The organism is Massilia sp. PAMC28688 (assembly GCF_019443445.1).
In the GTDB taxonomy this organism is placed as follows: domain Bacteria; phylum Pseudomonadota; class Gammaproteobacteria; order Burkholderiales; family Burkholderiaceae_D; genus Telluria_A.
The window spans coordinates 3,501,754-3,514,566 of record NZ_CP080378.1 but is presented as its reverse complement, the minus strand read 5'-3'; the positions used below and the strand labels follow the sequence as shown (position 1 = coordinate 3,514,566).

Below are 12,813 nucleotides of genomic sequence, written 5' to 3'. Positions count from 1 at the left end.
GATTTTAAAAATTCAAAAGGTCACGTGCCGCGACAGTGCCGGCGGCAGAAACGGTTTCACGGTGCGCACACCAGTCTCGGCCATGGGGCTGAGCAGCGCGTTGGTCCAGAATGCCTGTTTCGGTAAATCGGTCATGCCGGCCACCATGACGCCGGCCAGTACAAATATGATGCCGCGCGCCAGGCCAAACAGGCCGCCCAGGCCGCGGTCTGCCAGCGACAGGCCACTGGCCTTGATGATGGCGTCCACTGCCAGCATCAACAGCGCCATCAAGAGCCGCACGCCGATGAACAGCGCCACGAAGGCCAGGATCAGGCGCATCATGTCGCCGGGAATGATGTCGGGGAGCATGGGCGCGAGCGTGGCGCCGTACATATTGGCCACCACGAAGGCCACGATCCAGCTCACCAGCGACAGGATTTCCTTCACCAGCCCGCGCAAGGTGCTGATGACGATCGAGGCAATCAGCACAAACAGCACCAGATAATCGAAAATCGTCACGCGCGTGGCCGCTCCCGAAAGTTAATTGGCCACCATGGCGCCGGACAGACCCAGCTTGCCCAGCTTGGCGCGAATCTCGTCGCTCTCATCCTTGGTAAATGGCCCCACCTTCACTCGCACCAGGTCGCCGCTGCCCTTCTGGGTAAAGGACGGCACACCGGCCGCCTTCAGCTTTGCTTGCAGTTCTGCCACCTTGTCCTGATTACTCAGGGCAACGACCTGAATCGTATATTTCTGGTTGGCCGCTGCCGGCGCGGGCACGGGTTTGTTTTCCAGAATCGCCAGCGCCCGTTCCGAGTCCGTCCTGGCAGCAGGCTTGACTTCCGGCTTGGGCTCGGCAGGCCTGGCTTCCGCCACCTTGGCCGGCGGCTTTTCGACAATGCGCGGCTCGGGCATGATGTCCGGTTTCGGGCCTGGCCTGGTGTCAGGCCTGGTTTCCGGCTTGGCACGGGAGGGCGTTCCCCCGCTGGCGGCCGGGTCCACGATTTCTTCGCTGGTGTCGAGGGCCTCGGCGGCGGGCACGGGCGCAGCCGCCGATTCGGGCGCCGGCAACTGCTGGGGCGGCGCCTTTTCCTTGGACGGGATGCGGATATCGATGTCGGTGGCCAGCGGCCTCGGTTCGGAATCGAGCACCATGGGCAGGCCAATGGCGACTGCCAACGCCAGCGCAATGGCCCCTACCAGGCGGCGCCGTGCACGTTTTTTCTCGGGCAGGACAGGATCGGCGGCGGCGCGCCCTTCCTTGCCGCGGCGGGCCGCAGGCTCGTTGGCGCTGGAGGCACGCTTGGAGCGGGCCTTGGCGGCGAGCGCATCATCGTCGCGGGAAACATACTCGCCTTCATCGCCGGCGGTTTCTTGCTTGTTTTTATTGAGGAACGAGAACAAGCCCATGCGTTTATCTTCAGTGATGTGAGGTTTTTCGTGCTGCCATCACGCCGGCAACGGTGTAGAAGGAGCCAAAGACCACAATTCTATCATTCTCCCCCGCCCGGCTCATCGCATTTGCAAAAGCGGCAGCAGGATCGGGGAAGCTGGTCACGCTGCGCTCGCCCGGCTTGCTGTCGCCGTCCGGCAAGGCTTCAAGCCGCGCGGCAAGATCAGCACAGTTTGCCGAACGCGGCGATGGCAAGTCGGCAAGGCACCAGTGATCCACATGGGCGGTCATGGGGGCGATCACGCCGTCAATGTCCTTGTCCTGCATGATGCCGAACACGGCGTAGGTGTAGGCATGGAAACCCATATTCCCCAGGTTCTGGCCAAGCGCAGCGGCCGCGTGGGGGTTGTGGGCCACGTCCAGCACCACGGTGGGGCGGCCCGGCAGCACCTGGAAGCGGCCCGGCAACTCCACCACCACCAGCCCGGTACGCACGTCCTGGGCGCCGGTGGGCAACTCCAGGCGCAGTACTTCCAGCGCGGCCAGGGCGGCCGAGGCGTTGAGCAGCTGGTTGGCACCGCGCAGGCTCGGGTAGGCCAGCGAATTGCGGCGCAGTGCGCGCCCACCGTAATTCCACTGCTGCTTGTCGCCACTGTAGTTGAAGTCGCGGCCCAGCAGCCACAGGTCGGCGCCAATGGCTTCGGCATGCGCCACGAGCGACGCCGGCGGCACCGGGTCGCTGCAAATGGCCGCCTTGCCCGGCCTGAAGATGCCGGCCTTTTCAAAGCCGATTTTCTCGCGCGTGTCGCCCAGGTAGTCGGTGTGGTCAATGTCGACCGAGGTGACGATGGCCACATCGGCGTCGATCACATTGACCGCGTCCAGGCGCCCGCCCAGGCCCACTTCCAGGATCACCACGTCCATGCCGGCGCCGGAGAGCAGATGCATGATGGCCAGCGTGGTGAATTCAAAATAGGTCAGGTCGATCTCGCCGCGCTGCGCTTCGACGGCGTTAAAGCTGGCCACCAGTGCCTCGTCAGTGGCCAATGCGCCGTTGACGTGGGCGCGCTCGTTAAAGTCGAGGAAGTGCGGCTTGATGTACAGGCCCACCTTGTAGCCCGCGCGCAGCAGGATTGCTTCCAGCATGGCGCAGGTGGAACCCTTGCCATTGGTGCCGGCCACCATGATGACGGGGCAGGCAAACGCCAGCGCCATGCGCTCCTTGACGGTGCGCACCCGCTCCAGGCCCATGTCGATATGAACTTCGGCGTGGCGTGATTCGAGCAGCGCAAGCCAGTCGGGCAAGGTGGTGGGCAGTGTGGACATGGGAAGGATTGAAGCCAAGAAGGAAAGGCGGCGCCGTGAAAGGCGCCGCCCGGGACAAGCAGTTAGCCGAGCCGTTAAGCGATGACTTCTGCGGCCTGGTCTTGCAGCAGCGCCAGCAGGCGCGCGATTTCTTCGCGCATCTTGCGGCGGTCAACGATCATGTCGACTGCGCCCTTGGTGACCAGGAATTCGGCGCGCTGGAAGCCTTCCGGCAGCTTTTCACGCACGGTATTCTCGATCACGCGCGGGCCGGCAAAGCCGATCAGCGCCTTCGGCTCGGCAATGACGACGTCGCCCATGAAGGCAAACGATGCGGACACGCCGCCCATGGTGGGATCGGTCAGCACGCTGATGAAGGGCAGCTTCTTTTCGGACAGCTTGGTCAGCATGGCGGTGGTTTTTGCCATCTGCATCAGCGACAGCAAGCCTTCCTGCATGCGCGCGCCGCCGGTAGCGGTAATGCAGATGAACGGCACCTTCTGCTCGAGCGCGATCTGGGCGCCGCGCACAAAGCGCTCGCCCACCACCGAGCCCATGGAGCCGCCCATGAATTCAAATTCAAAGCAGGCCACCACGACCGGCAGGCTCATGATGGAGCCACCCAGCACGATCAGGGCATCGGTTTCGCCGGTGGCATCCATGGCAGCCTTGAGGCGGTCAGGATACTTCTTGCTGTCCTTGAATTTGAGCGTGTCGACCGGCAGTGCTTCCTGGCCGATTTCATAGCGCCCGCCTTCGTCGAGCAGGCCGTCGAGGCGCTCGCGCGCACGGATGCGCATGTGGTGGTCGCATTTGGGGCAGACGTGCAGATTGGACTCGAGGTCGGTGCGATAGAGCACCGCTTCGCACGACGGACATTTCACCCACAGGCCTTCCGGCATGGTCTTGCGGGAGGCAGCGTCGTTGCGCTGGATTCGTGGGGGCAGCAGTTTTTCCAACCAGCTCATACATTCTCCTCTGCGGCAAATCTTTCGTGGTCGGTAGTGTAGCGGTTAAGGTCGTGCTTGTCGAACATAAAGGCGGAAACATTGCCTTATGGCAATTACTTAAGCAGGGCGACAGGGGCCGATGATACTCCCGCGCAGGCGGAGGTGGCGTTCCGTTTAAGCGCGGAAAGTATTGGCCTGCCGGTCAGCTGTCCAGTGCCTGGCGAATGCCGCCCACGAATGCCGTCACCGCTTGCACCACCTGCTCTTTCGGGGTGGCCTCGATTTCCTGGATGATGCGGCTGCCGATGACGACCGCGTCGGCCACTGCCGCCACGGCTTTGGCGGTGGCCGCGTCGCGGATGCCGAAACCGACACCGATGGGCAGCTTCACATGCTGGCGGATGGCCGCCAGGCGGCGCGCCACATCATCGGTATCGATATTGCCGGCGCCCGTGACGCCCTTGAGCGACACGTAGTAGCTAAAGCCGCTGCCAAAGCGCGCCACCTGCGCGATGCGCTCCGGCGTGGAGGTTGGCGCGAGCAGGAAGATCAGGTCCAGTTCCGCCGCGCGCATGGCCACGGCGAATTCTTCGCATTCCTCGGGCGGATAGTCGACCACGATGGCGCCGTCAGCACCGGCCTCTTTTGACGCCTTGATGAAGTTGTCGGTGCCGATCCGCTCGATGGGATTGGCATAGCCCATCAGCACCACGGGCGTGTGCTGGTTGGTTTCGCGGAACTGGCGCACGAAGCCCAGCACGTCCTTCATGCCCACGCCAAAAGCGAGGGCCCGCTCGCAGGCGCGCTGGATGACGGGGCCTTCGGCCATCGGATCGGAAAACGGCACGCCAAGTTCGAGCACGTCGGCGCCGCCGGCAACGAGTGCGTGCATCAGCGGCACGGTCATTTCAGGACCCGGGTCGCCTGCGGTAATGAAGGTCACGAGACCGGTTTTGTTCTGGGCCGCGAGCGCGGCAAAGGTTGGAGCGATTCTGGACATGATGATTTTATGATTCTTGCAAACGGTTTATACGAATGAGCGTCGTGAATGCGTCCCCGCGCACAGCGGGAACGCTGCAGGCCAGGCGCCGGGTCTAACCGAAGTTAAGCCCCATGCGTTCGGCCACCGTGTGCATGTCCTTGTCGCCGCGCCCCGACAGGTTGACCAGGATGGTCTGCTCTTTGGGCAGCGTGGCCGCCAGTTTGGCCGCGTACGCGATCGCGTGCGACGACTCCAGCGCCGGGATGATGCCTTCGATATGGCAGCAGTCGTGGAAAGCCTTGAGCGCTTCCTCGTCCGTCACCGACACGTACTCGGCGCGCAGCGAATCCTTGAGCCAGGCGTGTTCCGGCCCCACGCCCGGATAGTCCAGGCCCGCCGACACCGAATGGGTCTCGATGATCTGGCCGTTTTCATCCTGCAGCAGGTAGGTGCGGTTGCCGTGCAAGACGCCGGGAATGCCGGCCGTAAGCGACGCTGAATGCTTGCCCGAGTCCAGGCCCTCGCCGGCCGCTTCCACGCCCACCAGCCTGACGTTTTTCTCGTCGATGTAGGGATAGAAAATGCCCATGGCGTTGGAGCCGCCGCCAATGCAGGCCATGACGTAGTCCGGCTGGCGCCCCGTCATTTCCGGCATCTGCACCAGGCATTCCTCGCCGATCACGGACTGGAAGTCGCGCACCATCATCGGATACGGGTGGGGACCTGCCACGGTGCCGATGATGTAGAAGGTATTTTCAATGTTGGTGACCCAGTCGCGCATGGCTTCGTTGAGTGCATCCTTGAGCGTCCTGGAGCCCGACTCCACCGGCACCACCGTGGCCCCCAGCAGCTTCATGCGGTACACGTTCTGGGCCTGGCGCTTGACATCCTCGCTGCCCATGTACACCACGCACTCCAGGCCAAAGCGGGCGCAGATGGTGGCCGTGGCCACGCCGTGCTGGCCGGCGCCGGTTTCGGCGATGATGCGCGGCTTGCCCATGCGCCGGGCCAGCAGCGCCTGGCCGATCACATTGTTGATCTTGTGGGCGCCGGTGTGGTTGAGGTCTTCGCGCTTGAAGAAGATCTGGGCCCCGCCCTGCTGCTCGGACCAGCGCCTGGCGTGATAGATGGGCGAGGGACGGCCAACGAAGTGCTTGAGCTCGTAGCGGAATTCATCCAGGAATGCCTGGTCCTGGCTATAGCGGGCATACGCCTCGTTCAGTTCTGCCAGGGCGTGGCTGAGCGTTTCAGCCACAAAAGAGCCCCCATACGGGCCAAAATGGCCACGCGCGTCGGGAAATTGGTAGTCGGGAGTCTGGAACAGGGGAGCGGCCGCGGCGCGCTCAGGTGCGTCTTTCATGGAAATTCTCGCTTTCAATGGTGCTGTCGCCAGCCCGCACTGCCGCGGCAAAAGCGGCAATCTTGCGGGCGTCCTTGATACCCTTGCTCGCTTCGACACCACTGCTGATGTCGACGGCATAGGGACGAACGGAGACCACCGCGTCAGTCGCGCTGCTTACGCTCAAGCCACCACTTAAAACGACCCGAGGCGCGAGATCTTTTGGAATGAGAGACCAATCGAACACCTTTCCTGCGCCGCCATATTCCTCGACATGGGTGTCGAGCAAAAGGCCCGAACACAGCCGGCTGGCAGCGCGATATTTCTGCTCGTATTCTAGCAAATCGGCGCCGGTCGTGTCCGGCCTGACCCGAAACACCCGCAAAAACGGTCGGTGGACGGCGCCGGCAATGGCCGCGCACTGCTCGGGCGTCTCATCGCCATGGAATTGCAGCTGCGAAAACGGGGCCACCAGGGCCACGGTCCGCACTTCCTCCACACTCGCGTTGACAAACAGGGCCACGGTGGACACGAAGGGCGGCGCGGCCGCCATCAGGGCGCCGGCCTGGGCGGGCGTGACGTAGCGCGGGCTCTTCGGGTAGAACACGAAGCCGAGCGCATCGGCGCCGCTGGCAACGGCGGCGCGCACATCTTCCGGCCGCGTGAGGCCGCAAATCTTGATACGGGTGCGTGGCATGGTCAAAACCAGGGTAACGGGCTGGTCGCGTCCTGCGGCAGTCCCCACTTGGGATCGTAATCTATTTTGGCCAGATACAGCCCGTCCGGCATGAATGTCGGCGCGGCATCATTGCGGTCGCGCCCGTCGAGCACGTCGCGCAGCCACGCCGGGTCGTGGCGGCCCTGGCCCACGTAAATGAGCGAGCCGATCAGGTTGCGCACCATGTGGTGCAGGAAAGCACTGGCGCGCAAGGTGAAGACAATCGCTTCACCGCGCCGCTCCACAGTGACCGAATGCATCTGCTTGACCGGCGTCTTTGCCTGGCACTGGGACGAGCGGAAGGCGGAAAAATCATGGGTGCCGACCAGGCACTGGGCGGCGGCGTGCATGCGCTCGACGTCGAGCGGGCGGAAGGTCCAGCCGGCGCGGCCCACCAAGAGGGGCGAGCGCACGGGATGATTGTAGAGCACGTAATGGTAGGTGCGCGCAAAGGCGGAAAAGCGGGCATGGAATTCCTGCCCGGGCAGGGCGGGAATCTCGCTGGCCCAGCGCACGGCAATTGACGGCGGCAGGAAGGCGTTGACGCCGCGCACCCACGATGCCATGGCGCGGTCGAGTTCGGTATCAAAGTGAATGACCTGCTCCAGGGCATGGACACCGGTATCGGTGCGGCCCGCGCAGGTGGTGGAAAGGGGAACGCGCCCGAATTGTTCGAGCGCGATTTCAAGCTGGTCCTGGACTGTCTGTCGATCTGGCTGTTTCTGGTACCCGTTCCAGGCAGTACCGTCGTACTGGACACCCAATGCTATCCGTTTCAAAGTGCGTCCAGTACTCTCATGCGAAGTGACGGTGCTTAGTGACGATGATCAGTGACGATGATCAGTGACGATTATGCCAGCTGGGCACGCATGGCGTTGGCCTTGCCCACCTGCTCGGCGCTGCCGCCCTTGATGACTTCGTCCAGCAGTTCACGTGCACCTTCCTTGTCGCCAATTTCCTGGTAAGCGATCGCCAGGTCCAGCTTGGTCTCCATTTCCGTGTGCAGGGCCGACAGGTCGCCCGAGTCGAGCATGGTGCTGCCAAAGTCCGGCAGCGCGGTGGCGTTGTTGTCGGCCGGCAGGTCCAGATCGATGCTGCCCATGTCAAAGCTTGACGCTGGCTGTGCAGGCGGCGTGGACTGGGGCAGGTCAAAGTTCATGTCCGACAGGTCGAGGTCACCGGACGCCGGTGCGGCGGCGGCTGGCGTGGCCGAGACCGGTGGCGAACCAGGAATGAAGGAGTTGGCCAGCTCGCCCATGCCATCGAGGTCATTCTTGCTGTCGATGGTGAAGTCATTGCTCGACAGGTCCAGGCTGATGTCGTCCAGGGCCTTGGCATGCTGGGCGGCCGGCGCGGCCGGCGCGTCGAAGTCCATGTTGAAATCCATGTCCACCGGCGCATCGGCCTTGGCCACCGGCTGCGGGGTCACCGCGTCGGGCAGGGTGAAGTCCATGTCGTTGGCATCGGCCGCCGGTGCCGGCTGGGCCGTCGCATCAACGTTCTGGAAGCCGAGACCACCGAGGTCGAAGTCCAGGGTATGGTCTTCGGCAGCGGGGGCGGCGGCGGCAGCGACCGGCGCGGCGGCGGCAGGAACGGCCATGTCGGTCGGCACATCGGGCATGACGTCAGGCTTGTTCAGGCTGACCGACGAAGCAGCGGCAGCCGGGATCACGGTCGAGGGACCGGAATTGGCAGCGCTGGCATACATCGGATTGAGCGGATCGATGGCCAGACCCAGCGCAGCGGCTTGGGCCCACTCGTCGCCCTGCCCTTTGGTCATGCTGTACAGGTCGGTTGCCTGGGCTTCGAAGGCGCGCGTATCCTTGCGGGCAGCGTAGATTTCAAGCAGCTTGAGGCGGACAGGGTAGCGCTCCGGATGGGTACGCAGGGCTTCCTTGAGGATTTCCTCGGCCTGGGCATCGCGGCCGTAGGCAATGTACACGTCCGCTTCGGCCACCGGATCGACTTCATTGGTGTCGAGCTGGCTGGCCGACGGTGCGAAGCTGGAGTTGAACACGCTGTTGCTGGTGTCCACGCTCTGGCCGCCCGTTTCGGCAAACAGCGAATGGGCCTGGTCGGTCGGCGCGCCCAGGATCGATGGCTCGTTGCTGGTACCGGTATCCGCTTCGCGCCGCTTCTTCATGGTCACGAAGGCAAATGCGGCCAGGGCCAGCGCGGCCAGGACACCGAGGATCAGCCACAGGTTGTCGGCCAGGGTGTCGAACAGGGTTGGCTCGGCCGGCGCGGCCGCTGCCGGCTTGGCGCTCTTGCGGGTGCGGACCGGCTTTTCGGCGGCCGCTGGCGGCGTTTCGGCCACGACTGCCGGTGCAGCCGGCGTGGCCGTTTCGGTCACGGCAGGCGCCGGCTCTGTGGCGGCAGGCCGGGACGGGGCCGTCGCGGCCGGTGTCGCCGCTGGCGGCGTGGCCGCAGGTGCGACTGCTGCCGGCTTTTGGGCGCCGGCGCCGGCCTGGCTCTTGACTGTGACGAGCTTTTCCAGCTCGCTGACGTTGCGTTCCAGTTCGCGCACGCGGGCGGTGGCATCGGCCAGCGCCTTTTCCTTGGCGATGCGCTCTTCTTCACGCGCGGCGGCGGCCTTGCTGGTGTCGTCGGTGGCCTTGGACAGGCGCAGCTGGTCTTTCGATTCATTGACCGGGGTGCGGCGCTCTTCCACCTTGGACGTGATCTTGCCGCCCGTGCTTTGCGTGGTTTCCGGCGCGCGGTCCGGCGCTGCCGTGGCCACCTGCCCTGCCAGCTTGTTGCGGTAGGCATTGAAGTCGGCCGCATGGGCCACCACCACGCCACGCGCTTCGCCGGCACCCGTGCCCTTGATGGCAGCGGTATCGGGCACCGACAGGATCTGGCCCGATTTCAGGCGGTTCATATTGTTGCCTGAGAATGCGTCCGGATTGGCGCGGTACAGCGCCACCAGCATCATGTCGAGCGAGACTTCGACCGGCTTGAGTTCGGACGCAATGCGGCCCAGGGTATCGCCTGGACGCACCTTGTACTGGCTCGGGCTGTCGCTGCGCTGTGGCGTCGGATTGGCTTGCTGGGTGGCAGGGCGCGGCTGCTGGGCTTGCTGCTGTTGGGCTTGCTGCTGTGGCACTGGTGCGGGCGCCGCATCTTGCGGCGTGGCGCGCGCGACCGGGCGCGGCGCGGCCGGTGCCGGGGTGCGGGCCGCCGGTGGCGCCACCTGGGCCGACTGGGTGGTCCGCAGGTCCACCGGATCGAGCAGGAAGGTGTATTCGCGCACCAGTTTGCCGCTGCTCCAGGTCAGTTCCAGCAACAGGTCCACAAACGGTTCATTGACCGGTTGCGACGAGGTGATCTTGATGTACTGGCGGTTGCCGCGCTGTTCCACACTAAAGCGCAGGGTAGCCAGGGCCGGGTTGAATTCGATATTGGCCTGGCGGAAGGCTTCGGCCGGGGCGAGCCGGGCCGACAGGCTCCTGGCTTCTTCGGCAGACACAGACGTGAGCTCGATTTCCGCGTTCAGCGGCTGTCCGAGTCCGGACATGACGGTGAGTTTGCCGAGGCCGGCGGCGTACGCGGCGGACGACAGAAACACTGCACTGGCGACCGCGCTGGTGAGGGTCTTCAACGCGAACGAGGTTATCTTGGAGCGAGTGTTTAAATGCATAGTTGGGGGCATTATGAGTTGACTGGCGAGAAAGCAGGGTTTCCCGGAAGTCTCAACATATCATCATGCTCTAAGGCATGCAAGCTTTTGGATGACATGTGACCCGTAAGTCCCTGTAAACGCGCATTTTGCTGGCGACTTTCGCACACCGGCCACAACATGTGGCCGGTCCGTCATCTTGAAAAAATCACAAAGAATCTGGCAGGCGAAACAACTAACTTGTCGGAGTTAGTTGTCGGATTTGCTCGAACAGCTGGCGCGATGTTACTTGTCGAGGATGATGCGCAGCATGCGGCGCAGCGGCTCGGCCGCGCCCCACAGGAGCTGGTCGCCGACCGTGAAAGCGGACAGGTATTCGCCACCCATCGACATTTTGCGCAGGCGGCCCACCGGAATGGTCAGGCTGCCGGTGACGGCGGCCGGCGACAGGTCGCGCACCGAGTCTTCGCGCGTGTTCGGCACCACTTTTACCCACTGGTTGTTCTGGGCGATGATGTCGACGATCTCGTCGAGCGGCACATCCTTTTTCAGCTTGATGGTCAGTGCCTGCGAGTGGCAGCGCATGGCGCCGATGCGCACGCACAGGCCATCGACCGGGATCGGGGCGCTGCCGAAAGCATCGCCCAGGCCGAGGATCTTGTTGGTCTCGGCGCCGGCCTTCCACTCTTCCTTGGACTGGCCATTGCCCAGGTCCTTGTCGATCCAGGGAATCAGGTTGCCTGCCAGCGGCGCGCCGAACTGCTTGATCTCGTCCGGCGCAAAGCCGTGCTGGGTGGCCAGCACGCCGCGGTCGATGTCCAGGATGGCGGCAGCCGGGTTGTCCAGCAGCGGACGCACGGCCGCGTTGATGGTGCCAAATTGCGTGAGCAGTTCGCGCATGTGCTGGGCGCCGCCGCCGGAGGCCGCCTGGTAGGTCATGGACGTCATCCAGTCCACCAGCTTGTGCTGGAACAGGCCGCCCAGGCCCATGAGCATGCACGACACGGTGCAGTTGCCGCCAATGTAGTTCTTCACGCCGCGCGTCATGGCGTTCTTGATCACGTCCAGGTTGACCGGGTCGAGCACGATGACGGCGTCGTCGTTCATGCGCAAGGTCGATGCGGCATCGATCCAGTAGCCGTTCCAGCCGGCCGCGCGCAGCTTCGGAAAGACCTCGCTGGTGTAGTCGCCGCCCTGGCAGGAGATGATGATCTCGCATTTCGACAGCTCGGTAATGTCGGTCGCGTCCTTCAGGGTGGTTTCGTTTTTCGCCATCGCCGGGGCCTTGCCGCCCGCGTTCGAGGTGGTGAAGAACACAGGTTCAATGTGGGCGAAATCACCCTCGTCCTGCATGCGCTGCATCAGGACCGAACCGACCATACCGCGCCAACCTACCAAGCCAACTAAAGTCATCATCTTCTCTCTGGTTAAAAAATTCTTTGAAACGGCGCTACGCCAGCGCCCTGACCACCGCGTCGCCCATCTCCGCCGTGCCCACGCGGGTGGTGCCCGCTTCGTAAATGTCGGCCGTGCGCAGTCCCTGCGCCAGCACCGCCTTGACGGCGTTTTCGATGCGCGTGGCCTGCTCGGCCTTGCCAAGCGAAAAACGCAGCATCATGGCCGCCGACAGGATCGTGGCCAGCGGGTTGGCAATGCCCTTGCCCGCGATGTCGGGGGCCGAGCCGTGCGAGGGTTCGTACAGGCCCTTGTTGCTGGCGTCGAGCGAGGCCGATGGCAGCATGCCGATGGAGCCGGTCAGCATGGCCGCGCAGTCGGACAGGATATCGCCAAACATGTTGCCGGTGACGAGGACGTCGAATTTTTTCGGCGCGCGCACCAGCTGCATGGCGGCGTTGTCGACGTACATGTGTTCGAGCTCCACGTCGGCGTATTCCTTGTGCACGTCGGTGACGATATCACGCCAGAACTGGCCCGTTTCCAGCACATTGGCCTTGTCCACGCTGGTGACGCGGCGATCGCGCTTTTGCGCGGCCTGGAAGGCCACGTGGGCGATGCGGCGGATCTCGCCTTCGGCATAGCGCATGGTGTCGAAGCCTTCGCGCTGGCCCTGGAACGGGCCGTCGGGGCATTCGCGCACGCCGCGCGGCTTGCCGAAGTAGATGTCGCCGGTCAGTTCGCGGATGATCAGGATGTCCAGGCCCGCCACCACCTCAGGCTTGAGCGTGGAGGCGCCGGCCAGTTCCGGATACAGGATGGCCGGGCGCAGGTTGGCGAACAGGCCCAGCTCCTTGCGCAGGCCAAGAATGGCCTGCTCCGGGCGCAGGGCGCGTTCGAGCTTGTCGTACTGGTAGTCCCCCACGGCGCCGAACAGCACCGCGTCGGCGCTCTTGGCCAGCGCCAGCGTGGCCGGCGGCAGCGGGTGGCCGTGCGCTGCGTAACCGGCGCCGCCCACTTGCGCGCTTTCGAGCTCAAAGCGTTCGCCCAGCACGCCAAGCACCTTGACTGCCTGCGCCATGATTTCAGGACCAATTCCGTCACCGGGGAGAATAGCAATTTTCATGTTC

At 64.1% G+C, this 12,813-nt stretch carries 11 protein-coding genes; all 11 read right to left on the bottom strand.

Annotation, left to right across the window (positions count from 1 at the left end):
• Positions 1-12 precede the first annotated feature (12 nt).
• The gene (locus tag KY495_RS15700) at positions 13-501 is read right to left on the bottom strand and encodes a CvpA family protein (protein ID WP_219880323.1); all 489 of its coding nucleotides are present in this window, start codon (positions 499-501) and stop codon (positions 13-15) included.
• A 21-nt stretch (positions 502-522) separates the two neighbouring features.
• Complete coding sequence (locus KY495_RS15695; RefSeq protein ID WP_219880322.1) at positions 523-1,392, bottom strand: SPOR domain-containing protein; 870 nt, start codon at positions 1,390-1,392, stop codon at positions 523-525.
• A gap of 10 nt (positions 1,393-1,402) precedes the next feature.
• Positions 1,403-2,701, bottom strand: coding sequence for a bifunctional tetrahydrofolate synthase/dihydrofolate synthase (gene folC, locus KY495_RS15690; RefSeq protein WP_219880321.1), 1,299 nt, complete (start codon positions 2,699-2,701; stop codon positions 1,403-1,405).
• Positions 2,702-2,775: 74 nt separating this feature from the next.
• A complete protein-coding gene (gene accD / locus KY495_RS15685; RefSeq protein ID WP_219880320.1) occupies positions 2,776-3,648 on the bottom strand; it encodes an acetyl-CoA carboxylase, carboxyltransferase subunit beta in 873 nt (290 codons plus the stop codon).
• A 184-nt stretch (positions 3,649-3,832) separates the two neighbouring features.
• Positions 3,833-4,630, bottom strand: coding sequence for a tryptophan synthase subunit alpha (trpA, locus tag KY495_RS15680; protein ID WP_219880319.1), 798 nt, complete (start codon positions 4,628-4,630; stop codon positions 3,833-3,835).
• Between the two features lie 94 nt (positions 4,631-4,724).
• A complete protein-coding gene (trpB, locus tag KY495_RS15675) occupies positions 4,725-5,972 on the bottom strand; it encodes a tryptophan synthase subunit beta (RefSeq protein ID WP_219880318.1) in 1,248 nt (415 codons plus the stop codon).
• Positions 5,956-6,648, bottom strand: a complete 693-nt coding sequence (locus KY495_RS15670; protein ID WP_219880317.1) for a phosphoribosylanthranilate isomerase — start codon at positions 6,646-6,648, stop codon at positions 5,956-5,958. The genes trpB and KY495_RS15670 overlap by 17 nt, the downstream gene beginning before the upstream one ends.
• A 2-nt stretch (positions 6,649-6,650) precedes the next feature.
• Complete coding sequence (gene truA, locus KY495_RS15665; protein ID WP_219880316.1) at positions 6,651-7,448, bottom strand: tRNA pseudouridine(38-40) synthase TruA; 798 nt, start codon at positions 7,446-7,448, stop codon at positions 6,651-6,653.
• A 71-nt stretch (positions 7,449-7,519) separates the two neighbouring features.
• Complete coding sequence (locus KY495_RS15660) at positions 7,520-10,309, bottom strand: FimV/HubP family polar landmark protein (RefSeq protein WP_219880315.1); 2,790 nt, start codon at positions 10,307-10,309, stop codon at positions 7,520-7,522.
• Between the two features lie 264 nt (positions 10,310-10,573).
• On the bottom strand, positions 10,574-11,701 hold the full coding sequence (gene asd / locus KY495_RS15655) for an aspartate-semialdehyde dehydrogenase (protein WP_219884277.1): 1,128 nt from the start codon (positions 11,699-11,701) through the stop codon (positions 10,574-10,576).
• Between the two features lie 37 nt (positions 11,702-11,738).
• Positions 11,739-12,809, bottom strand: coding sequence for a 3-isopropylmalate dehydrogenase (gene leuB / locus KY495_RS15650; protein WP_219880314.1), 1,071 nt, complete (start codon positions 12,807-12,809; stop codon positions 11,739-11,741).
• Between the last annotated feature and the right edge of the window lie 4 nt (positions 12,810-12,813).

Excerpts from the sequence above, each read along its gene's own strand:
- trpB (WP_219880318.1), bottom strand. The coding sequence starts at position 5,972 with ATGAAAGACGCACCTGAGCGCGCCGCGGCCGCTCCCCTGTTCCAGACT.
- trpA (WP_219880319.1), bottom strand. The coding sequence starts at position 4,630 with ATGTCCAGAATCGCTCCAACCTTTGCCGCGCTCGCGGCCCAGAACAAA.
- asd (WP_219884277.1), bottom strand. The coding sequence starts at position 11,701 with ATGACTTTAGTTGGCTTGGTAGGTTGGCGCGGTATGGTCGGTTCGGTC.
- KY495_RS15670 (WP_219880317.1), bottom strand. The coding sequence starts at position 6,648 with ATGCCACGCACCCGTATCAAGATTTGCGGCCTCACGCGGCCGGAAGAT.
- KY495_RS15695 (WP_219880322.1), bottom strand. The coding sequence starts at position 1,392 with ATGGGCTTGTTCTCGTTCCTCAATAAAAACAAGCAAGAAACCGCCGGC.
- accD (WP_219880320.1), bottom strand. The coding sequence starts at position 3,648 with ATGAGCTGGTTGGAAAAACTGCTGCCCCCACGAATCCAGCGCAACGAC.
- folC (WP_219880321.1), bottom strand. The coding sequence starts at position 2,701 with ATGTCCACACTGCCCACCACCTTGCCCGACTGGCTTGCGCTGCTCGAA.
- KY495_RS15660 (WP_219880315.1), bottom strand. The coding sequence starts at position 10,309 with ATGCATTTAAACACTCGCTCCAAGATAACCTCGTTCGCGTTGAAGACC.
- leuB (WP_219880314.1), bottom strand. The coding sequence starts at position 12,809 with ATGAAAATTGCTATTCTCCCCGGTGACGGAATTGGTCCTGAAATCATG.